This window comes from Dyadobacter chenhuakuii, from assembly GCF_023821985.2.
Classification (GTDB): Bacteria; Bacteroidota; Bacteroidia; order Cytophagales; family Spirosomataceae; genus Dyadobacter; species Dyadobacter chenhuakuii.
The window spans coordinates 20,555-42,464 of record NZ_CP098805.1; the positions used below are offsets into that span (position 1 = coordinate 20,555).

Below are 21,910 nucleotides of genomic sequence, written 5' to 3' on the forward strand. Positions count from 1 at the left end.
TTTACTTCGCCCCGTCCGCTTTCGCTCTGGCAACGGCGTATTCGCCGATTTTGTGGCCAGATGCCAGACCTGCTTCGCAGTCGAAGCGGTAATGGATCAGTCCGTACATTCTGGATACGGAGGCTTCTTGTGCCATTTCGTCGATTTTCTTCTTTTCTTCCGGGAATATGTAGGCTAGCAATTCAGCCGCGGCGCCCGAGAAGGTGGAATGTCCGGATGTGTAAGACGGGAAATTAGGTAAGCCCACAGAGGTTTTGATTTTGCTGTTCATCTGGTTTGGGCGTGGGTAGTAATAGAAATATTTCACGTCCCAGCAACAGATGCCCGCATCCTGCAATGTAGTGCCCAAAAGCGCCAGTGTCCTGGCTGTACGCACCTCGCTGTACGCATTTTTATGGCAAAGGTCAGCTGCTCTTCTATGCCAGTGACCAGGAGGCGTATAGCTTCCCACACCATCTGACCAGAAACTGGCAATGCGCGCCTGTTCACGGGTTTGCTTTTTGGCGATTTGCAAAAGCTCATTGATATTTTCCTGATATTCAGCACTTCCGATCGTTGGCGGCGGGCCGGGACGCAATGTTTTTACAGTTGTTTTGTCAAAATTCCAGGGCGTTACAAATCCGTATGTAGGAAGCATAGGCGGGCGGGCGGGCATCTCCTGGCTTACCCACGGCTCAGAAACGCCGAGTTTTTTAGCATTAGCGACCATTTCAGCTGTTGCTGCCTGGTTGTTTGCCGTGCCCATACCATCCGTTTTTGCTCTTGCCATAACTTTGGCGCCTACCGCTTTTCCGAGTTCTGCACCAGCGGCAATATCACTCTCCACATTCATACCAGCCCATAAACGGCTGTTTTTATGCTCTGCAAGTTTCTGTTCCAAAAATGGCACTTCCCCCGGAAACATGGCTTTCAAAACCAAAAACGAAGCTTCGGCCACAACCGCATCCTCAGAAGGATAGGAGGGAAGATCGGTAACCGGCAAAATAGCCTGCACGGAAGCGTCTGTTTTCGAAGGCGCCTTGCGGTTGTATTTGAACTTATAATTCCAGGCACTTACCAGCGCATCATACTGCGCCACGCTCAGGTAAGCCAGCGCGCGCGCCGTGTAAGGCGGGTTAGCGAATGGAAACTTAGGGTCAGCCAATGGGTTAGCCGGGTCAGGCAGTGGATATTTGCCGTCCTGGTTGGATGCGGGCGGGGTATTATAGCGCGCAGCCAGCTCACGGCCAATCTCATTCCAGCGAAAAGCAGCACCGGCTCCCCAAAAATTAACAATATCCCGCTGCTGAGGCGTGATTTTAGAAGTCGTCTCTTTTAATTTTTCAATTTCTGCTTTATACTCGGCCGACGCAGCATTCTTAGGCTCAGCTACTTCCACTTCGCTGGACGAAGTAAGCACGTAAGGTTTCCAGTTGCCTGCATCGGCATCCATACTGGAAGGGTTGTTAACCGAAGCCGTAGGCTCGTCAATGGTTTTGGTACAGGAAGAAAACCCTAATGTGATCAGCAATCCGCACGCAATCAGCAGTCTGCTCTTTGATATATATTTTACTTTCATTGTTATTGATGCATGTTTGGGTTTTTGTCAGCTTTGATATACCGGAACTGGTACAGCACGCCAACAGAGAAAGATGTACTCTGGCCAACATTAGCTCCGTCTAAAACGTAAGCGGCCCGGGCATTAACGCCGATATTTTTCGGCTGAAATTTGGCATAAACCCCGCCCACAGTGCTTTTCATATTATTTGATGGAAAAGGCATATCGTTGCGGCGGATGTTGTCGCCGCCATCGCAGGCGCCGTATTCAGCGAAAACTTCTGCCTGGATAGCAGCTTTCTGATAGCCGATTCTGGCCGATGCATCAAAAGCATTGGGTACGCTTACCCGGTTGGTGCCGTGCAGCTTACCATCAGCCAAGTACGAATCGCGATCGATCTTAATGTTACTTCTGAAAATATAGCTTCCTGATGCAGTCAGGTAAATACCTGTTGGCCGGTTCCAATATCTGGCCAGCAAACGGGCTGTTGCCGTCCTGCACTGGATGCCAATGGACATAGGCAGAAAGTCGGGAACGTAGTTGCCGATGGGAATAGAAGCGCCGCCTATGGCATGCAGAGAGAAGCCGGATTTGTTGATAAAACGATATTTAAGCCAAAGAGAGGCATCCTGGAATCCGTTTTGCCACATCAGGTTGCCCGCACTCGCCTTGGTCCATACGTAAGGCACGCCTGCGATCACGTTCAGATTTTTGGTAACGCCTACGGCCAGCATGGCCATTGCATTCTGGGTTGTGTGCGTGCCAATGTTAAAATTTGGGCGTTTGAGGCTATTTTCCCAATATTTATCCCAAGAGCTGTGGCCGTAAGAAAGAGCCAGGCAAGCCGTGTTTTTCGACATATAAATGGCGTCGTTGGGCATTTGCGCGAATGCTTTTCCTGTCACGCACAGCAGGATTATAAAAAGCAACAAGACCAGTTGCTTCATTTTCTGTAAAGAATGTTGCATTTGTTTTAATAAGGAATAATGCCGCGCCGGTGCGATCTCCAAAAAAGACACAGCGTTTTTGCGGGCAATGGTATAAATGAAATAGAAGGCTTGCGGCAGGAAGACGAATGATCCGCTAATATTCAGCTAAGCTCGGGAGGCGGGCTTGTTAGCTGAATGAAGTTGGCTGAATAGATATTTTTCGAATACAAGGCCATCGATAAGGGCGCCTGTTCGGCAAATAATGCGGTTTGAAAGCTTATTTCATTGATGTTGGAAACGTAGTTTTTTAGCAGATGATCCACCATTTTCATGGCTTTGCTATACGGATCCTCAGGAAGTTTTGCATTGGGATCGGTCAAGATCTGCATGGCATTGGCTAATGCGAAAAAATCGTCCCTGGCCACCTGGTTGGATTTCAAAGTGACGTAAAGCGTGTCGTTTTGATGCAGGACATTGGTGGGATTGTAAAACTGGTCGTTTTGGCGGATAAGTCCCTGAGGCAGATCGGTAATTTGCAGATCGCCCGAATAGGGAAGTGACGGCAAATGCATTTTCACAACCACCGTTTCATCGTTTAAGGACGAGATGGGTGCTTGTAGGTGATGATTATCAAAGAAAAGTACAGCGATAGTCAGCCCGAACGTGTTGTAGAGCAGCAGAACCAACAATCCGATTGGTAACAGTCTTTTCAATTTCAAGAGGATTTATATCCAAATGTAATCAAGTTAAGTGCAATTCTGCAAGTGTTGTTTAAAATACTATGGTGTCATATGGGCAGCAAAAGACATCCTGCGGATTTTTCTTATATTTTCGCCTTAAAAAAAGCGATTGCAGCCCATGAAAAAATCAATGATCAACCCAATGCCCCAGTTTTTTGACCGCTATATTAATCTGGTTGAAGACATTAACATTTTTGAAGCATTTGACCAATATGCACCTGACAAAGTTTATACTGACATCACAAAACTAGCCAGCCTTCAAGACCGGGCTTATGCCGAAGGAAAATGGAGCGTGAAGGATATTTTGCAACACGTTATTGATAACGAGCGCATTATGTCCTACCGCGCCATGCGTTTTTGCCGAAACGACAAAACCACCCTGCCAGGCTACGACGAGGAGCTTCTGGCAGCAAACACGATCGCCTACCAACGCAGCGTTGAGGACCTGATGCAGGAATTCAATCAGGTAAGGCAGGCCACCCTCTCACTTTACAAAGGCATGAATGATGAAATGATGCTCCGCTCGGGCTTTGCTTTCAAATCCGAAATTTCCGCGCTGGCCCTGGGCTTCGTCATCATCGGCCATCCCATCCACCACATGCGCGTGATCGAAGAACGGTATTATCCGCTGCTGGGTTAGTAGGCGTCCAGTTTATAGGTCGTTACGATACAAATCCGACGTAAATACGGATCAGAATTACAAACAATTGATCCGTATCACGCTTTCATTTGAGCTATAAAAAATTTTCGGCTCAATTTTGATTTTATTACAGCTCATTTTTGTTTAGATTTGAGCTGTAATCATATGTTAATAATGAGCTATAATAGTGCCAAGAATAGATTCTGAAATTTTATCCTTTGTTAGGGATCATCCCCTATGTTCATCTGTTGAGATACATCAGGCGGTTGGAAAGGGTTCTTTTGCAACAACCAAAAGAGCGATAGCAACATTGGTTGCAACCGGGCAACTACTTGCCTCGGGGCAGACTCGCGCTACAAGGTATACCATAAGTCCAGCCAACCAGCTGTTTAGTCACCTGGACATGGCAGTTTATTTTCAGCAGGAAATAGACCAGCGTAATATCCGGGAAGAATTCAATTTTCAGCTGATCAATGAGATATTGTCCAGTGTCAATCTGTTCACTACCGATGAAGCAAATTACTTGCGAGAATTACAGCAGGAGTTTCGCCGCAATGTAGATGATATGAGTTCCGCTGCCTATCATAAAGAGATGGAAAGGCTAGCGATTGATCTGAGTTGGAAATCATCACAAATTGAGGGAAATACTTATTCTCTGCTGGAAACCGAACGCTTATTGAAGGACAAGGAAACGGCCGCAGGAAAACCTAAGGATGACGCGACCATGCTGCTAAATCATAAAGACGCGCTCAACTTTATCATCGAGAACCCTGACTACGTGGTTCCATTATCTATTGCACGCATAGAAGATATACATAGTCTGCTCATTAAGGACCTTGAAGTTGAACGCAACATCAGGAGGCGGCGTGTCGGTATTTCCGGTACGAATTATAAGCCGCTTGATAACGAACATCAGATCAGAGAAGCATTGGAAGATATGTGTAGGCTGATCAACCGCAAAGAAAATGTGTTTGAGAAATCGCTGCTGGCGTTGGTGTTGCTGTCCTATATTCAGGCGTTTAATGATGGGAACAAAAGAACAGCACGTATAGTAAGTAACGCAATACTGATTGCTCACCAATATTGTCCTATCTCTTTCCGAACTGTCGACGCAGTCGAATATAAAAAAGCGATGCTCATCTTTTACGAGCAAAATAATATCAGCGAGTTTAAGAAAATATTTATAGAGCAATTCAGATTCGCTGTGAAAACCTACTTCTAGATAAGTCATTTTTGTAAATGTTCGCCCGGTGCTTTGACGCCAACAACCCCAAATCAAACCCCAGCCAGCTGATCAAGCGCTGATTCAACTTCCGTTACGGGCAGTTGGCAGGTTTTGTCGTAGCATACGTAGATTGCCGTTTTTCCGTTAATGTCGGTTCGGTTTTGGAGCAGGGGGAGATCGGAGCGGGTTGTGGTTCCCATGACGAGTTTGTTTGGGACGAAGAAGCGGTCGAAGTCTTTGCGCATTTCGTCTGCTTCTGGGCCTGCGATGATGATTTCGGCTGTTGGTGTGGCCCGGATGCAGTATAATGCGGCCCAGTTGGTGACCCATTGCACGTCGGCAAGCATCACTTTGCTCATTTTAGAGAGCATGGCATCTGAGATTTTGCTGTATTGATCATCATCCAGCATCATTCCGAGCAGATAGAGGTTATGCGCCATAATCGAGTTGGAGGCCGGAATTACATTGTCAAATAGCTCTTTTTTACGGGTTATCAGTGTTTCACCCGAAATGTCGGTGAAATAAAAGAAACCTTCCTGCTGGTCGTAAAAGTTCTGGATAGTATAATCAGCGAGGTTTTTAGCCAGCGTGATCCACTGCTCATCAAATGTGATCTGGTAAAGAGCCAGGTAAGCTTCGATGACCGCTGCATAATCTTCCAGAAAGCCAGTTACCGTGGCCTGGCCGCTTTTGTAGCTATGCATAAGCCGGCTTTGCTTCATCATATTGTCCCGGATAAACACACCCGCTGAAACGGCAAGCGCCCGAATATTCTCATCTCCCAAAGCCCGGTAAGCATCCGCCAGTCCTTTGATCAATAACCCATTCCAGGAAGTAAGCGTCTTATCGTCCAGACCGGGCCGGATACGCTCTGCGCGCTTTTCGGCCAGTTTTCGAAGTGCCGCATTGTATTTGGTTTCAAGATCAACCACATCAAGCCGCAAAGCACTTGCTGTTTGCAAAACTGGCCGGGTTAAATGCAAATGATTGTGGCCCTCTTCCCAATTGCCATGATCGGAAACATTATAAAGCCTGGCAAACCATTCAAAGTCTTCACCCAGGGTTTGCTTCAGTTCTGCTTTTGTCCAGATATAAAATTTGCCTTCAACGCCTTCACTATCAGCATCCAGTGCCGAATAAAAGCCGCCTTGCTCGTTTCGCATTTCAGTCTGCAGCCATTGGATTGTGCTGTTAAGGCGATCGGCATAAAGTGGGTTTTGGGTAAGCGAATAGGCTTCGGCGTAAATGCTGAGCAGTTGCGCATTGTCATAAAGCATTTTTTCAAAATGGGGGATAAACCACTCGTCATCAACGGAGTATCTGGCCCAGCCTCCGCCAACGTGATCATATATCCCGCCCAATGCAATGCGGTTCAGCGATAATTCCAAATGGGCAAGCGCCTCCGGATTTTGGCTTATATCATAATAGCGCAACAAAAACTTGTAAATAGAAGGCATAGGAAACTTGGGCGCCCGGTCCATCCCGCCTTTTTCTGTATCAAAATTGCGCTGCAAATGTTCAAACATTGAATCGAGCTCGGCAGTTTGATAACCGTTGCTGCTGGCTATGAGGCCATACTTTTCTGTGTCCGATATCAGCATGTTCTGCACAAAACCTTCTGCCGACCCAGCCAGCTCATCGTAATGTTTGTCAAATGCATTGTTGATGCTTTTCAGCAGCTGCACCCAGTTTTGCGGTGGCAAATAGGTAACTCCGTAGAAGGGCCGACTATCCGGCAACAAGAAGACATTCAATGGCCATCCGCCCCGCACGCCCATGGCTTGCACGGCGTCCATATACACAGCATCCACATCTGGACGCTCCTCACGGTCCACCTTGATGCATACGAAATGTGCATTCATGACCTGGGCAATGTCCTCTTTTTCAAAACATTCCCTTTCCATCACGTGGCACCAGTGGCAAGCCGAGTAACCAATGCTGACCAGGATCGGCTTATTCTCCGTTTTTGCTTTGCTTAATGCTTCGTCGCCCCAGGGATACCAGTCAACGGGATTATGTGCATGTTGGAGTAAATAGGGGCTGGTTTGCTGGCTCAGGCGGTTCATAGTTGTAAGTGCTATTGATGAATGACCACTTTTTTGGTAATGGTCCGGTTTTGGGTTACAAAGCGGGCAAAATATATGCCAGCAGATAACCGCGGCAAATCGATCCGCTCGCGCGTTTCGCCCGCGACGGCTTTGAGCTCCTTTGAGAGCACAACCTGACCTTTGGTATTAAGCAGGGAAAAAGCCACATTGGAAACACCATTCATGCCATTCAAAACAACATTCATTTCAAATGAGACGGGATTGGCATAAACATAAGCATCCGAAAGGACTGGCTCAGTGCCAGTGACCGTATCATTGAGATCAAACTTGCAGAGAAAGACTTCTTTTCCTTTCAGCTTAATGTTTTTAAGCCACTTTTGATGCGAAACCACAATCTCGGTTTCGGCATTATCAGCCGCATAGGGGTTCTGGGCAGCGATGAGAATGTTGCTTCCTTTTACTACGCCGCGCCAGATTGGGCTTTGCCGCTCCATATGATCGCGCGCCGATTGCGGAATGACCAGCTCATATGTTCCCTCAAACATATCTTTGAAGGCCGAAAGCCGGTAAAGTCCGTAAATAAAGCGCTCATAAGGCTCGTAGTTTTCCTGGCGGCTGCCCGGAAAGCCGGGGTTTTCCCAAAGCCATAAGCCCTTTGCTCCCGAGAAAAACGGGAAAATAGCAGTTGCTTCCGCCACAAATGGCGCAATCAGCGGCGTGTTGGGATCATAACTGTCATGAATGCGCATCCATACAAACGGAATGATGGGTTTATCGCTCCAAGCGCGGTTGGCCTCAATGTTAAAGAGCAGATAGGAAAGGTAATCCTTGCCGATCGGGTTATCATAGCCATAATAATAGTAAGGCGAAGGTGTCAAAAACTGCTGCGCATCGTAAAAGCTGCCGCCGATTTTGCCAGCATTGTCCTGCACCAGATAATGTGTCCGCGCCGGGTTGGTAGTCCAGTCCTGCCAGCTGTTGGAAGTAATATTCAGCCAGGTGTTTCGCACGGGAACATCGCTGTAACTGCTCAGCGGAGCGGTAACACCCTTGGCCCTGAGCCTTTTGGCCGCTTCGGTATACCACCAGCGCATGTCTCTTTTATAAGTTGCAAGAAAGTCTGCATCCGGCAAGTTCCGGTAATTCTGCGGGATTTGGCTATTAGATTTTAAGGCGAGAATGTCGCGGTCTTCACGCTGCATGCGCTCAATGTCCATACAAATAATATCGCTTCCTTTGGCTGTTTCGGCATAGTTGTCCCAAAAACTGCGGTAAGCAGCCGTATCGTTTCCCCACGGGCTGCGCAGGGCATTGTCTGCCCAGGGCTGGTTGCCGCTCGATGTGGCAACACCATACCAGATCAATGCGCGCTTGGCAACAGGCAATGTTGCGAGCTCTGATCCGCTGAATGTGGCAAGATGGCTAAATCCGTGTTTAAGCGGCTGCGACTGCGTATCGCCAAATCGCGTAGCATTGTAAACGATCGTAAAGGGCAGGGTGAATTCAGGGATTTTTCCCCATTCGATGGTGTTATTGGCCTTGACCGGATTTAGTATATAAGCGGGCTGGCAATCCTGCGCTAAAACAGCAACTGCTTGGGCCAGACAATAAAATAAAGTGGTGTAAAAAACCCTCACATACATATTGGTAAAATGGATCATAAGAATTGACCAGACAAATTCGTTACTTTTGCAACATTGAAATTTGATTTTTTCGGGGAAACGATTTCTGCGAAACGCTTTCCGGGAAACGCTTTCCGGGAAACGCTTTCCGGGAAACGCTTTCCGGGAAACGCTTTCCGGGAAACGCTTTCCGCGAATGGCGCAGATTTCAACATAGTAATGACAAAGTAAGAAAAGAAATTGCCTGGAACATAAAATATAAACCTGATATGAGACGATTACTGCTTATTGCCCCTCTTTTTCTGGCCCTATTTCTGGTGGCTTGTGATAAAGACAAAAAAGAGAACCCGGATCCAAACCCGCAGCTATCTGAAAAGGACAAGATCCTGATCAATTATCCATGGCGGATGTCGGACGTAACTGACCTGAACGGTAAAACCATCCCTTTGAATCTTTTGAACACGCAGACGCGCGCCATTAAGGAAGTAATGGACATTCAGTTCCTTCAAAACAATGTTACCAAAGCCATTGACCAAGGCTCAAAGCAGGTTATCAACGGCGGGACGTGGTATTTGAAAAATGATGATAAAATGCTTGACATTAAGATTTCGGGCTTTTCGGGCGAATTTGGTGTGGTGGAAATATCCAACAGCAAATTGAAGTTGAAAAGCAAAATGCCTGTCGATAAAGTTGAGCAGGAAACGATCATGGTTTTCGAGCCTGTGATCAAGTAAACAATTCACTTTTTGGTATAATTCAGTAAAAGCGGCCGGTTAAATCTGCCGCTTTTATTATTTTGTACCAAATTCAACCCTGAATGAAAAAGAACGACCCAAAAATTATAAACGCCTGGTATATGTACGACTGGGCTAATTCGGTTCACGCCCTTGTTATCGTATCAAGCATTTTTCCCGTTTATTTCAGCGCCACTGCCTTAAAGGCTTCGGGAAATCTTTTCACTGATTTTTTTGGGTTTCAAATCAAAAGTTCGGTGCTGTTCACCTACACCGTTTCGGCCTCTTTTCTTATCACCGCGCTTCTTATCCCCTTATGCACTGCTGTCGCCGATTATAGTGGCAAGAAGAAAAGATTTATGAAGTTCTTCTGCTACCTGGGCGCTGTCAGTTGTATGTTGCTTTATTTTTTTACCAAAGACACCCTGGTGCCTTCCATCATCCTGTTTGCCCTGAGTCTGATCGGATGGAGCGGAAGCATTGTTTTTTACGATTCCTACCTGCCCGAAATAGCCACCGAAGACCGGTTTGATGCATATAGTGCGCGGGGATTCTCTCTGGGTTACCTGGGAAGCGTGCTGCTGCTGTTGTTTAACCTAAGCATGATCTTAGCGCCCGGATTTTATGGCATCACCGACAAAGCGCTTCCTGCCCGGATTTCTTTTTTTACCGTCGGGCTTTGGTGGATACTTTTTGCCCAGATCCCCTTCAAATATTTACCCGCCAATAAAGCCGCAAAGCAAAAGCCCGGAAACTGGATTTTCAATGGCTTTGCCGAGCTTAAAAAGGTGTATTTTAATTTGGGTCAACAGCCCTTTCTGGCCAAATTTCTCAGCGCTTTTTTCATTTACACCATGGGTCTGCGAACTGTAATGTACGTGGCAACGATCTTTGGGGCAACCGAGCTGAAACTGCCATCGCAGAGCCTGATCGTCACAGTTCTGCTGATTCAGATCGTGGGCATCATCGGCTCATTTGCATTCGCTTGGCTCTCGGGAAAAATCGGCAATATTTTCGCCCTGATGGTTGGCGTTTCGATCTGGATCGGAATTTGCACAGGGGCTTACTACACCACTGAGGCCATGGAATTCTATTTTGTCGCCTGTGCTGTCGGCATGGTGATGGGTGGAATACAATCCCTTTCGCGCTCGACCTACTCTAAGCTGATCCCCGAAAATATCACTGATACAGCCTCTTATTTCAGTTTTTATGACGTAACCGAAAAGCTCGCCATCGTAGTAGGCACATTCATCTATGGCACGGTCGAATACCTGACGGGAAGCATGCGTAACAGCATTCTGGCCCTTTTAGTGATTTTCGTTTTCGGACTGATCCTGCTTTCCCGAATCCCATCCAAAAAAGCTTATCATTACCAGGTCCAGGATCAAGATCGGTAATTAGCATGTTTGCAGAACCTTTTTTCGCTCAGGCTTACGTTACTATTAATGCATAAGAAAATAATATTAAACGAATGCGCTGGTGAAAAGTAAACAATCCTTCATAAATCTCATATTTGTGCTAATGGCCGGGTTGCTATGGAATCCATGCTCGGCACAGAAAAAGTATGAACGCGAATTCAGCATTAAAACCGACGCAGTCCCGCAGACAGCGGCTGACTTTGTCAATTCCGTTTTTACGAAATCAAAAATTCATTGGTACAGGGAAGAAAGCCTGACTGGAAATTCCATCGAAGCGAAACTGAAACATTCAAAAAAGCGGTATAGCATTGAATTCGATGAATCGGGAAATATCCAGGACGTCGAGATCGTGTCGAGTATTGATGCCATGGAGGGAGGTAGCAGGGCCACATTAGCAGATAATCTGCGCAAGGAATTTTCACATTATAAGATCGTGAAAACGCAGCTTCACTGGAACGGGCCAGTGGCCGCATTGAAAAAATCTTTGCTTGAAAACATGGCTGCAAAGGGCGTACAGACCAGATATGAGCTGGTACTAAAAGGGACAAGGGATAAACTGGAAAGCTATTTTGAAGTACTGGCCGAAGAAAACGGAGCGATTGTGAGCATTCATCAGATCGTTCAGCGCAACACGGATAATCTGATATATTGATGTACAGATACGCTCTTAACTGTCTTTTTCTGGTAATGTTGCCCTTGGCTGTATTGGGTCAACGCAATTTCAGGACCGGTACGCTTCCGCAAATTAATGTTAATATAAAACTTGCACCTGGCTGGAAGCTGAATACAAAGCTGGAAGCAAGGCAAATATTCTTCGAAAGAGAGCCTGAAACAGCCCTCAGCCGCCGGCTGCGATATGAAAGAACCGATTTAAGCACGGTAATCACCAGGAAAATCTCGGCAGACAACACCCTGGGAGCGGGCTATCTGGCCAGGTGGGATGGCAAGGAATTCACCCACCGCCTCATTCAGCAGTTCAGTAATGTTCAAAATCTGGAAGTAATCAGCCTGGCCCACCGGGTTGTTACCGATGAAACATTCAGACCATCGGAATCCCCGGAGTTTCGGGCGCGGTATCGGCTGGGGCTGGAATTGCCATTAAGCGGCCGGCAAATCGACCCCCGGGAATTTTACAGCAAAGTCAACAACGAGTATCTGGGCATATGGTCAGAGGGCAATGCGGATCTTGAAATTCGCGGATTACTTGCTTTGGGCTACAATGCTACCGACAACAACAAAATAGAGCTCGGCGTCGAGTATCGTGTCAATGAATTCGACAATCCTTCAAAAGCCCAGCAGTTCTGGCTTACAATCGGATGGTTTGTTAGCATTTAGGTCTTAAAGAGCTCAATGAGCTAAGGAAGGGCCGGCTGCGCTGAGAATTTTCCCTTAGCATTATCACCCGTGCGCTAGCTGTGCAGCTTAATCTTGCTCACTAACAGGCGGATATCTTCATTTAAAAGTATTGGAGGCGCGATGATGGAACGGTTTTTTGATAAAGCAGAAATTTTCACCTAAAACCGAAATTTATGAAAGCGATCGTAAGAGTAGTTTCATTCCTGAGCCTGAGTGCACTTTTGAGTCTGGCAGCTTGTAATGGAAACAAAAACGCAGAAGGCACTGAGGGAAATATGGATTCAACAGGTGTGGATACCATGCAAACGGAAATGGGGACAGATACAATGTCCACGGATTCGGCGGGCAGAATGTAACCGGATCTATTATAGCGGACGTGGCGTGCTCATCGGGCCTCCGGGCTGGGATAGGGGAGAAACCTGTACAAGTACGGAGCCTTATGAGCACCTCCCGTCCATTTTTTTGCGATTCGTTCCAGTATGCCCAGGCCCAGCATTTTGCGCTGGAAGGCTGCCCGTAGCAGCTTTTTGTTTAAAATAGTCTCATAAAGTCCTTGCAGCTCGCCCATGGTGAACTGCTCGGGAAGTAAGTTAAAGCCGATCAGTTTGTGATCTAAATCCAGCTGAATGGTTTGCAGGGCTTTGGCCAGAATGTGCTCGTGATCCTGCATGAGCTTGGGAAGCTCGGTTAGATTGAACCATTCACAGCTGTCCGAAATGCTGTCGGGTGTGGGAATCGCTTTGGTAAAATCCACCAGCGCATAATAACCCACCGATACGAAGCGGGCCAGCAGCCAGTGCTTGTCATCCGGAACAAAGCCGCGGGCAGCCATAATTTTTTTAAGCGGCTCAGTATCATGCCGACTTTTCTCCCCGAACGTGTAAAATTGTTCAAGAAAAATATCTTCCAGTCCCGTCCTGTGCAAAAGGATGCGCCGTGCGGCTTGATTAATGTCTTCATCTTCATGTACAAAGCCACCGGGCAAGGCAAAAAAACCTGTGTTCTTATAGGTTAGCAGCAGTACTTTCAGCTCATTTTTATGAAAACCAAAAATGACGGTATCAATTGCAATGCCGGGTAAATAACCGGCTCCTGTAAAGTTTGTTTCCTGTTTTTTAAATTCCTGATCCATGGCTTGCCTGCATTATATGGGCAAGTAACGAAAAGATTTGCTAACAGGCAGAATTTAAATTATCATTGTAACATATTGATACAATATAAAATTAATGTATGATTTATACTTTAAATGTTGCAACATGTCAAACCTTTATATTATGCCAAAACAGTTAGTACTAGCAATTTTGCTCTGCGTAACCACTTCTATGACGCTCTTTGCCCAAAAAAGTAATCAGGTAACCGTCGAGAATGGGACTTTGGAGGGAAGCAGGGAGGCCGGATCGGGGCTATTGATTTTCAGAGGTGTTCCATTTGCTGCGCCGCCGGTTGGTGAGCTGCGCTGGAAAGAACCACAGCCAGCCCAGAACTGGCAAGGTGTGCGCAAAGCGGACCAATTTGGTAACAAGCCCATGCAGAAGCCGATTTTTGGCGATATGGGCTTCCGCTCAAAGGATATGAGCGAAGATTGTCTTTACTTAAATGTCTGGACGCCCGCCAAGACGATGAAAGAGAAAATGCCGGTCCTGGTTTATTTCTATGGTGGAGGCCTTGCAGCCGGTGATGGTTCTGAGCCCCGGTATGATGGAGAGACATTAGCCAAAAAAGGAATTGTAGTGGTAACATTGAATTACCGGCTGGGGATTTTTGGCTTTTTCTCACATCCTGAGCTGACGCAGGAATCTCCCAACAAATCTTCGGGCAATTACGGCTACCTGGATCAGCACGCAGCATTGCTATGGGTGCAGAAGAACATTGATAAGTTCGGTGGCGATCCCAAGCGTGTGACCATTGCCGGTGAATCGGCAGGCTCGATTTCGGTTTCGGTTCAGATGGCTTCGCCCTTGTCTAAGGACCTCATTGTAGGAGCAATAGGAGAGAGTGGGGCAGGAATTAACCCTACATTAGCATCTATGCCTTTGGCCGAAGCTGAAAAGATCGGTGAGGCATTTGCCAAAGGCGTTAAAACGGGCAGCTCGCTAAAAGAGCTCAGGGCTTTATCTGCTGCGGATCTTTTGGATGCAGCCTACACGCCCGGCCAGACGCGCACTGCCACTACGCCTACGATTGATGGTTATTTTCTGCCAAAAACATTGCCTGAAATCTTCCAGGCTGGCCAGCAGGCAAAAATCCCCATCCTGGTTGGCTGGAATTCCGCCGAAGTACCTTACCAGGTTGTTTTAAAGGCCGATGCGCCAACGCTTGAAAATTACAAGAAGGCCGTTAGCGGTTTGTATAATGATAAAGCAGAGCAAATTCTGAAATTGTATCCGGCTGCCTCAGATGCTGATGTTGTCAAAGCGGCAACAGCCCTTTCCAGCGACCGCTTCATTGTTTACAGCACATGGAAATGGGCTGATCTGCAAATTCAAACTGGCGGCAAACCTGTGTACCGCTATGTTTTCTCACGCATTCGCCCGGCTATGTCGGCAGCGATGGGTAATGCGAAGGCAGGTCTTGCGGGCGGGGTTATCAAGGGCGATGCTGCCAAAGCTGCACCCGCGGCGCCTGCGGCAGTAGGAGCAGCCCACGCTTCTGAGATTGAGTATGCATTAGGAAACCTGGCTAGTAACAAGGTGTACGAATGGACGCCGGACGATTACAAAGTGTCTGCAACAATGGTAGATTATTTTGCAAATTTTATAAAAACGGGTAATCCCAACGGTAAAGGACTTCCTCAGTGGGATGCAAATACAGGCAAGGCTCCTGTTAAGTTCATGAACATTGACGTAAAAAGCGAGCAGCAGACAGAAAGTGACAGGGACCGTTATCTGTTTCTTGACAAAGAATACATGAAGTAAAATTATAGTGTTAAACAGCAAAAAGCCCTGCATCCAGTTTTGGAGCAGGGCTTTTTTATATTCGCTTAAACTATTAAAGTGTTCTTTTCACTTCACGAAGCTCAAAGCTTTCGATGATGTCACCCACTTCGATGTCGTTGAAGTTCTTAATGCTCAAACCACATTCGTAACCGTTTCTAACTTCCTGCACGTCGTCTTTGTAACGTTTCAGCGAGTCGATTTCGCCGGTCAGCAATACGATTCCTTCGCGAACTACGCGGATTTTATTGCTGCGTTTCACATAACCATCCGTAACATAGCAACCTGCAATGGTTCCAATCCGGCTGATCTTGAACACTTCGCGGATCTCGATATTTCCGGTAATGATCTCTTCGATAGAAGGAGCAAGCATACCTGTCATCGCATCCTTAATCTCATCGATCGCCTGGTATATTACAGAGTAATGACGGATTTCGATCTGATCTTGTTCTGCCATTTTCTTGGCATTCGAAGAAGGACGAACCTGGAAGCCTATCACAATCGCATCAGAAGCAATGGCCAGGTTGACATCGGATTCGGAGATCTGACCCACTGCTTTGTGGATAATGTTCACCTGCACCTCAGATGTTGATAGTTGCAATAACGAATCTGAAAGGGCTTCAACCGATCCATCCACGTCACCTTTAACAATCAGGTTCAACTCGCGGAAACTTCCGATTGCCTTACGACGACCGATCTCTTCAAGGGTAATGTGCTTACGCGTCCGGATCGACTGCTCGCGCTGGATCTGCTCGCGCTTGGTTGCGATATCGCGGGCATCACGCTCGTTCTCAAATACATTGAAACGATCACCTGCCTGCGGGGCACCGTTAAGACCAAGCAACTGCACTGGCATGGATGGTCCGGCTGATTTAAGCTTTCTTCCCAGATAGTCGGTCATGGCTTTCACCTTTCCGTAATGCGATCCTGCAAGGACCACATCGCCTACTTTCAAGGTTCCCGTCTGTACAAGGATGGTCGTAACATATCCGCGGCCCTTATCAAGGGATGCTTCTACTACGGCACCTGCTGCACGGCGGTCCGGGTTGGCTTTCAATTCAAGCAGTTCGGCTTCAAGCAATACTTTTTCAAGCAGCTCGTCGATACCCATACCTGATTTGGAGGATATTTCCTGGGTCTGGTATTTTCCACCCCATTCTTCAACCAAAAGGTTCATATTGGCAAGTTCCTCACGGATTTTTTCCGTGTTGGCCCCAGCCTTATCTACTTTACTGAATGCAAATACGATAGGTGCACCGGCAACCTGCGCGTGGTTGATCGCTTCACGTGTCTGGGGCATGACGCTGTCGTCAGCTGCAATCACGATGATAACCACGTCGGTAACATTGGCACCACGGGCACGCATCGCTGTAAATGCTTCGTGACCCGGCGTATCCAGGAATGTTACCTGTTTGCCTGTTTTGGTTTTAACACTATATGCACCAATGTGCTGGGTAATTCCACCCGCTTCACCACTGGCTACATTTTCCTGACGGATATAATCCAGAAGCGATGTTTTACCGTGGTCAACGTGACCCATAATGGTAACGATCGGCGCTCTTTCTTTCAGGCTTTCTTCGTCATCAACTTCTTCCTGCACATCATTCTGCACTTCTTCTTCGGCAGAAATAAAGGCAACTTCAAATCCAAATTCATCGGCGATAAAAGTGATCGCTTCTGCATCCAGACGCTGGTTGATGGAAACGAACATTCCCATGCTCATACAAACCGAGATTACTTCCTGAACTGTTACGTCCATCAGTGAAGCCAAATCGTTTGCGGAAACGAATTCTGTTACGCGCAATACTTTTGTTTCGTCCGAATCCAGTCCGTTCGGATCGTTCTGATCTCCGCGGTCCCTGCGACGGGTTCCTTTTCCACCACGACCGACATTTCTGGTGTTACCACCACCCATGCGGGCCATTGTAGCTTTAATGTTATCTGAAACTTCTTTATCTGAAACTTCTTCTCTTTTAACACCACGGCGATTATTGCCTGCTGCGCCACTGCGATTGCCCGGGCCGCTCCTTGCAGATGCATTACCTGCTGCCGGCGTTGTGCCTGGGGCAGCTGGTGCTCCCGGTGCAGCCGGACGGTTTCCTGTGCGGCTTCCTGCTGGTGGAACATTGGCTTCCTTAGGCCTTGCAGGTGCATTTGGATCTGCTGCTGTTGTCGCGGGGCGGTTTTCACCGGCAACCACAACGCCATCACGGATTCTCTTGCGTTTTCTGCGGCGTTTTTTATCTGCTGCTGTATCACTGCTGGATGCAACAGGGTCTTTTTTCTTGATCTTATCAGAGGGAAGCTCAATCTTACCAATCACGCGAAGACCGCGGAGCTGCTCTCCCTTGGCCTCGATCAGGTTCGACTCAACCGCTTCTTCGGCGACAGCTGCCACAGGTTCGCTTGGAACCGGAGCTGTTTCCGGAGCCTTAGGCGTTTCGGCCACAGGCGCTGGTTGCACTGCTTCTGCTTGGGGTTTTTCTTCCGGCGCTGGGGCAGGAGCTGGTTTTTGCTCCTCAGCTGCCTTGGTCTCCTGCGGCTGTTCAGCCTTAGGCTCTTCTTTAACCGGCTCTTTCGGCGTTTCAACAGCTTTTGGCTGAACGGGCTCTGACTCTTGTTTTACCTCTGCAACAGGCTCTGATTTAGGCTCTGGCTTAGGTTCAACAACAGCGTCTGGCGCTAGCGCAGCTGGTTTTTCAGCTACAACTTCCTTAGGCGCTTCCGTTTTAGGTTCTTGCGCGGCGGGTGCCGGCGCAGATCTTTTTGCGTCCAAATCTATTTTACCGACTACCTTAATTCCAGGCAGGCGGTTCTCAAAAGCGGATGGAGCATTTGATTCAGCTTCTTCAACAACAGGTTTCTCTTCTGTTTTAGAAGCACTGTTACGGAAGTATAGAATTCCATCAACATCACTTTTTACTTTTTCTTCCCTGGTTTCTACCGGAGTTTCAGTCTGAGCTGGTTTAAAGGAAAGGGATGATCTCAGATCATCAGATTTGAAATCTTTCGCAAGAAATTCAATCTGATCAGAATTAATCTTTGTATTCGGGTTACTCTCCACCTTATACCCTTTGGCAGACAGGTGATCCACGATCGTAGTAATTCCTACGTTCAGGATCCGTGCCACTTGGCTTAGGCGCATCATTTTATCTTCTGCCATATTAGCAATTAGTAGAAAAAGTTTTGCATTGGCAGATCTAACCCCTGGATTAAAACTGCCGGTTATTGTAAATTATTCAAACTCTTTTCGAAGAATGTCAAGAACTTCTTCAACCGTTGCTTCTTCAAGATCGGTTCTTCTGACAAGCTCTTCTTTATTAAGTGCCAGCACGCTTTTGGCTGTATCCAGACCAATTTTGTGCAGTTCACTGATAATCCATTCATCAATTTCATCGGAGAATTCGGTCAAATCGACGTCTTCATCGTTTTGCTCTTCAATATCTCTGAAAACATCAATTTCCATTCCAACCAGCTTACCGGCCAGCTTAATGTTCTGGCCGCCTTTTCCGATTGCAAGTGAAACCTGATCGGGTTTAAGGAAAACAGAAACACGTTTGGTATCGCGGTCAATCTGCATCGAACTTACTTTGGCCGGACTCAAAGCCCTGCTGATAAGCAGTTCAAGGTTGTCTGTGTAGTTGATAACATCTATATTCTCATTACCAAGTTCACGTACGATTGAATGGATACGGGATCCTTTCATACCTACGCAAGCGCCTACCGGATCGATTCTATCATCGTAGGATTCTACGGCAACTTTGGCGCGCTCCCCTGGTTCACGAACAACACGTCTTACTGAAATAATTCCATCGTAAATCTCGGGAATTTCAACTTCGAAGAGTCTTTCAAGGAAAACAGGTGAAGTTCTTGATAGTGTGATCTTTGGAGAACCATTATTCATTTCCACTTTGTGGATCACAGATTTAACGGATTCTCCCTTGCGGAAGCGATCTTTTGAAATCTGCTCGGTGCGTGGAAGTGAAAGCTCGTTACCTTCCGAATCCACGATGATCACCTCGTGACGTAATGTCTGATAAACCTCGCCGGTAATCATTTCACCTACCTGATCCTTGTATTTCTCGAACATGATTTCTTTTTCCATGTCCTTGATTTTCTGGATCAAAGTTTGTCTTGCCGTCTGCACCAGCCTGCGGCCGAATTCAACCAGCTTAACTTCTTCAGCAACTTCTTCACCTACTTCAAAGTCACCCTGAATTTTGCGGGCTTCTGCAAGTGGTATTTTGTTGTAATCCCAAATGTCCTCTGAGTTGTCGTCAACGATCTCACGTGTCCGCCACATTTCAAGGTCACCGCTTTCTGGGTTAATGATTACATCAAAATTATCATCAGTGCCGTATTTCTTACGAATCATTGTGCGAAACACTTCTTCCAAAACACTGATCATCGTTGGACGATCGATGTTTTTGGAGCTTGCGAACTCGGCAAATGATTCAATTAATATTCCGCTATCCATTGCTTATGTTATAGATATTTGCTGATACTAAGTTATACATATTATATAATTGATTACAAATCAGAAAACTGGCTCTGGCTTGTAACTTTATTTAAAAGAAATTTCTATTAAAGCCTTTGAAATATCGTCAAACGGAATATCCCGGATCAACTCAGCTGGGTCGATGGGCGTTTTCGTCTTCTTTTTAGGTGCAGGTAACTGTAATTTTACAATTTCTTCATTTGCCTCCATCAATGTCCCCGAAATTACCTCTCCCGTTTTCAATGTGACCTTTAAATTTCTGCCCAGGTTTTTTTGATATTGCCTCAACAAAAGCAAAGGTTGGTCTAATCCCGGTGATGAAACTTCAAGTGTGTAGGCATCTGCAAAAACTTCCAGTTCTTCCAACTGCTTGGCCAATCTTCTGCTGATGGATGTACATTGCTGAATGGTTATCCCCTCATCACTATCGACAAGAATTGAAACTTTTTGACTTACCTTGGAAGGCTTAATGATGATATCTACAAGGAAACAGTTGCCATCCTCAAGAAGGGGTTCCAGCAAAGCTTCCAACTGCTCTTTTATTGTCATGTACGGCTTACTGCAAATAAAAAAGGGGATTTAAGACCCCCTCAATCAATCGATCAAAATAGAATTATTTGCAAAGGTAAAAATATTTTATCATTTGTACAAGTTAAAGCAGATGTCTTCTAAATTCATCTCGATCGCCTATTTTTGTTAAAAAATGCGATATTTGACTTAATGAAAGGGTTTAAAAATTTCCTCTGGTTCCTCTACAAGTGTTTTGCGACTTATACCCTGCTGATTTACATCATGATACTCTGGATCCCGCTCCAAGGGTGGGTGGCTGGTTTCATGATGATGTCTTTTCCGGTTGTCGTTATCATTCATCTGGTCAGTATCCCCATTTGGTTTATTGTTGAAAGAAAAAGGGCTTTGATGCCGCTGATTATGGTCGGCCTGGCCGTTCTTTTTCTGCCCAGGACTTATTCTTTCGGCAACGATACGGATCCGGATGTGCTGGCTAAGTCATTTTCTGTCATGAACTATAATGTGCACAGCTTTCAAAGAAATGAAGATTTAAAAGATCCCCAGGTCAGAAAGAGCGTAAGTGATATGAAAGCATGGATGACTTCTTCGGAAGCGGACATTCTCTGCATGTCTGAATATTTCAGTGACCGCGGAAACCTCTTTAACATTAACAGAGCCCTGGACAGCAGCGGATATGGCCACAGCGCCTTTTACACTAAGAACACGTCAGGAAGCCCTACGCAGTCGGCTGGGCTGGCAATTTTCTCCAAATACCCCATCATTGCAAAAAGGGATACAATCTTTGAAGCGCAAAACGGTCTTCTCCAAGCAGATATCAAGATAAAGGGAGATACGGTGCGCATCATTGCCGTGCACCTTTATTCAATGACATTAAAGCTCAGTACATTGGTGCGCCAAAAGCAGGTCGAGGGCGTCAAAAAGGAAGGAAAAATCACTTTCCAGCGCATGCGCAATGGTTTTGTGAGAAGATCGGTAGAGATGGGGATCCTTGAATCCTGGATCAATGCTTCGCCGCACCCGGTTATTGTATGCGGCGACTTTAATGAGATTCCCTACGGATATGTTTACAGTAAAATGCGCGGCTTGCTTAAAAACGGGTTTGAAGAAAAAGGGGAGGGCTTTGGCTTTACATTCAACCACCTGCCTTATTTTATCCGCATAGACCACCAGTTTTATAGCGGCGACAGGCTTCAAATCCAGGACTTTACTACATTCAATAACGTCGACTATTCAGATCATTACCCGGTGATGGGCCATTACCAGTTCAGTAACGCGGATGCAAAAGCGGCTGAGCAAGCAAAGAGGGATTAATGATAATTGATGCGGCAAGATAGCCGACAATCAAAATTACTGCCCGTATTGAATCCCCAGGCTATCCAGCTCGCCGGCTGAAACCGAGGGTGGGAAAATGCCGATTAGCAGCTTGCGCTCAACCAAATTGCCCGTTTTTAAAGCCGACTGCTCGTTCTGAAAGCCTTTGTTTCCTGCAATTCCCGGAATGCTGCGCTGCTCAATAATGGGCGTGCCGTTGTCAAGAATGCGGTAACCCCAGCCTGATTCAACTTTGAATGCTTCTACGCTAAGACGGCGAAGGCCTTTGCCGTCTGCACCGATATCCCCTTTGTAAAGAAAGATATAAGTTACAGCAGCAAAGGCCAGTACGCTTATAATTAAAATGATTTTTTTCTTGCTACTCACA

The 21,910-nt window shown here is 46.5% G+C and carries 19 protein-coding genes; 9 read left to right on the forward strand and 10 right to left on the reverse strand.

From position 1 onward, the window contains the following. Position 1 precedes the first annotated feature (1 nt). From NFI80_RS00090 to NFI80_RS00100, 3 genes are all read right to left on the reverse strand, one after another. Entirely contained in the window at positions 2-1,558 is a 1,557-nt protein-coding gene (locus NFI80_RS00090) for a vanadium-dependent haloperoxidase (protein WP_235164222.1), read from the reverse strand. 2 nt (positions 1,559-1,560) lie between these two features. Next, positions 1,561-2,484 carry a hypothetical protein gene (locus tag NFI80_RS00095; RefSeq protein WP_235159729.1) on the reverse strand — a complete coding sequence of 308 codons (924 nt, stop codon included), beginning with the start codon at positions 2,482-2,484 and terminating at the stop codon, positions 1,561-1,563. Between the two features lie 143 nt (positions 2,485-2,627). After that, the gene (locus NFI80_RS00100) at positions 2,628-3,179 is read right to left on the reverse strand and encodes a hypothetical protein (RefSeq protein WP_235164223.1); all 552 of its coding nucleotides are present in this window, start codon (positions 3,177-3,179) and stop codon (positions 2,628-2,630) included. 145 nt (positions 3,180-3,324) lie between these two features. On the opposite strand from NFI80_RS00100, the gene NFI80_RS00105 reads away from it, so the two are divergent. Further along, a complete protein-coding gene (locus NFI80_RS00105) occupies positions 3,325-3,846 on the forward strand; it encodes a DinB family protein (RefSeq protein ID WP_235164224.1) in 522 nt (173 codons plus the stop codon). 187 nt (positions 3,847-4,033) lie between these two features. Next, positions 4,034-5,068, forward strand: coding sequence for a Fic family protein (locus NFI80_RS00110; protein WP_235164225.1), 1,035 nt, complete (start codon positions 4,034-4,036; stop codon positions 5,066-5,068). Positions 5,069-5,121: 53 nt separating this feature from the next. Here the strand turns inward: NFI80_RS00110 and NFI80_RS00115 are convergent, their stop codons facing one another. Then, on the reverse strand, positions 5,122-7,137 hold the full coding sequence (locus tag NFI80_RS00115) for a thioredoxin domain-containing protein (protein WP_235164226.1): 2,016 nt from the start codon (positions 7,135-7,137) through the stop codon (positions 5,122-5,124). Positions 7,138-7,148: 11 nt separating this feature from the next. Beyond that, complete coding sequence (locus NFI80_RS00120; protein WP_235164227.1) at positions 7,149-8,780, reverse strand: T9SS type A sorting domain-containing protein; 1,632 nt, start codon at positions 8,778-8,780, stop codon at positions 7,149-7,151. A gap of 230 nt (positions 8,781-9,010) precedes the next feature. Here NFI80_RS00120 and NFI80_RS00125 point away from each other — a divergent pair, with 230 nt between their 5' ends. The 5 genes from NFI80_RS00125 (at position 9,011) to NFI80_RS00145 (ending at position 12,605) form a co-directional block, all read left to right on the forward strand. Beyond that, positions 9,011-9,475 carry a hypothetical protein gene (locus tag NFI80_RS00125; RefSeq protein ID WP_026631566.1) on the forward strand — a complete coding sequence of 155 codons (465 nt, stop codon included), beginning with the start codon at positions 9,011-9,013 and terminating at the stop codon, positions 9,473-9,475. 83 nt (positions 9,476-9,558) lie between these two features. After that, complete coding sequence (locus NFI80_RS00130; protein ID WP_233796878.1) at positions 9,559-10,872, forward strand: MFS transporter; 1,314 nt, start codon at positions 9,559-9,561, stop codon at positions 10,870-10,872. 82 nt (positions 10,873-10,954) lie between these two features. Then, positions 10,955-11,545 (forward strand): hypothetical protein, encoded by a 591-nt coding sequence (locus NFI80_RS00135; RefSeq protein ID WP_235164228.1) that lies wholly within the window; start codon positions 10,955-10,957, stop codon positions 11,543-11,545. Next, a complete protein-coding gene (locus NFI80_RS00140; RefSeq protein WP_235164229.1) occupies positions 11,545-12,228 on the forward strand; it encodes a DUF2490 domain-containing protein in 684 nt (227 codons plus the stop codon). The genes NFI80_RS00135 and NFI80_RS00140 overlap by 1 nt, the downstream gene beginning before the upstream one ends. Before the next feature lie 194 nt (positions 12,229-12,422). Beyond that, complete coding sequence (locus NFI80_RS00145) at positions 12,423-12,605, forward strand: hypothetical protein (RefSeq protein WP_233796875.1); 183 nt, start codon at positions 12,423-12,425, stop codon at positions 12,603-12,605. A 29-nt stretch (positions 12,606-12,634) separates the two neighbouring features. Here the strand turns inward: NFI80_RS00145 and NFI80_RS00150 are convergent, their stop codons facing one another. After that, on the reverse strand, positions 12,635-13,381 hold the full coding sequence (locus NFI80_RS00150) for an NUDIX hydrolase (protein WP_235159573.1): 747 nt from the start codon (positions 13,379-13,381) through the stop codon (positions 12,635-12,637). A gap of 142 nt (positions 13,382-13,523) precedes the next feature. On the opposite strand from NFI80_RS00150, the gene NFI80_RS00155 reads away from it, so the two are divergent. After that, complete coding sequence (locus NFI80_RS00155; protein WP_235164230.1) at positions 13,524-15,164, forward strand: carboxylesterase/lipase family protein; 1,641 nt, start codon at positions 13,524-13,526, stop codon at positions 15,162-15,164. A 73-nt stretch (positions 15,165-15,237) separates the two neighbouring features. Here the strand turns inward: NFI80_RS00155 and infB are convergent, their stop codons facing one another. The 3 genes from infB to rimP all read right to left on the reverse strand — a co-directional run bounded on the left by infB (position 15,238) and on the right by rimP (position 20,211). Beyond that, positions 15,238-18,345 carry a translation initiation factor IF-2 gene (infB, locus tag NFI80_RS00160; protein WP_235164231.1) on the reverse strand — a complete coding sequence of 1,036 codons (3,108 nt, stop codon included), beginning with the start codon at positions 18,343-18,345 and terminating at the stop codon, positions 15,238-15,240. A gap of 72 nt (positions 18,346-18,417) precedes the next feature. Continuing rightward, positions 18,418-19,659 (reverse strand): transcription termination factor NusA, encoded by a 1,242-nt coding sequence (nusA, locus tag NFI80_RS00165; protein WP_233796871.1) that lies wholly within the window; start codon positions 19,657-19,659, stop codon positions 18,418-18,420. A gap of 87 nt (positions 19,660-19,746) precedes the next feature. Next, positions 19,747-20,211: a ribosome maturation factor RimP gene (gene rimP / locus NFI80_RS00170; RefSeq protein ID WP_235164232.1), complete on the reverse strand. Its 465-nt coding sequence runs from the start codon at positions 20,209-20,211 to the stop codon at positions 19,747-19,749. 189 nt (positions 20,212-20,400) lie between these two features. On the opposite strand from rimP, the gene NFI80_RS00175 reads away from it, so the two are divergent. After that, the gene (locus tag NFI80_RS00175; RefSeq protein WP_510185810.1) at positions 20,401-21,522 is read left to right on the forward strand and encodes an endonuclease/exonuclease/phosphatase family protein; all 1,122 of its coding nucleotides are present in this window, start codon (positions 20,401-20,403) and stop codon (positions 21,520-21,522) included. Between the two features lie 36 nt (positions 21,523-21,558). Here the strand turns inward: NFI80_RS00175 and NFI80_RS00180 are convergent, their stop codons facing one another. Next, on the reverse strand, positions 21,559-21,909 hold the full coding sequence (locus tag NFI80_RS00180) for a DUF4907 domain-containing protein (RefSeq protein WP_235164234.1): 351 nt from the start codon (positions 21,907-21,909) through the stop codon (positions 21,559-21,561). Position 21,910: the final 1 nt, after the last annotated feature.

Bases quoted from the DNA above. Each gene is read 5' to 3' on its own strand.
- NFI80_RS00155 (WP_235164230.1), top strand. From the start codon at position 13,524: ATGCCAAAACAGTTAGTACTAGCAATTTTGCTCTGCGTAACCACTTCT.
- NFI80_RS00105 (WP_235164224.1), top strand. From the start codon at position 3,325: ATGAAAAAATCAATGATCAACCCAATGCCCCAGTTTTTTGACCGCTAT.
- NFI80_RS00145 (WP_233796875.1), top strand. From the start codon at position 12,423: ATGAAAGCGATCGTAAGAGTAGTTTCATTCCTGAGCCTGAGTGCACTT.
- NFI80_RS00095 (WP_235159729.1), bottom strand. From the start codon at position 2,484: ATGAAGCAACTGGTCTTGTTGCTTTTTATAATCCTGCTGTGCGTGACA.
- NFI80_RS00125 (WP_026631566.1), top strand. From the start codon at position 9,011: ATGAGACGATTACTGCTTATTGCCCCTCTTTTTCTGGCCCTATTTCTG.
- NFI80_RS00115 (WP_235164226.1), bottom strand. From the start codon at position 7,137: ATGAACCGCCTGAGCCAGCAAACCAGCCCCTATTTACTCCAACATGCA.
- infB (WP_235164231.1), bottom strand. From the start codon at position 18,345: ATGGCAGAAGATAAAATGATGCGCCTAAGCCAAGTGGCACGGATCCTG.
- NFI80_RS00120 (WP_235164227.1), bottom strand. From the start codon at position 8,780: ATGATCCATTTTACCAATATGTATGTGAGGGTTTTTTACACCACTTTA.
- NFI80_RS00140 (WP_235164229.1), top strand. From the start codon at position 11,545: ATGTACAGATACGCTCTTAACTGTCTTTTTCTGGTAATGTTGCCCTTG.
- NFI80_RS00175 (WP_510185810.1), top strand. From the start codon at position 20,401: ATGAAAGGGTTTAAAAATTTCCTCTGGTTCCTCTACAAGTGTTTTGCG.
- NFI80_RS00150 (WP_235159573.1), bottom strand. From the start codon at position 13,381: ATGGATCAGGAATTTAAAAAACAGGAAACAAACTTTACAGGAGCCGGT.
- NFI80_RS00090 (WP_235164222.1), bottom strand. From the start codon at position 1,558: ATGAAAGTAAAATATATATCAAAGAGCAGACTGCTGATTGCGTGCGGA.
- nusA (WP_233796871.1), bottom strand. From the start codon at position 19,659: ATGGATAGCGGAATATTAATTGAATCATTTGCCGAGTTCGCAAGCTCC.
- NFI80_RS00130 (WP_233796878.1), top strand. From the start codon at position 9,559: ATGAAAAAGAACGACCCAAAAATTATAAACGCCTGGTATATGTACGAC.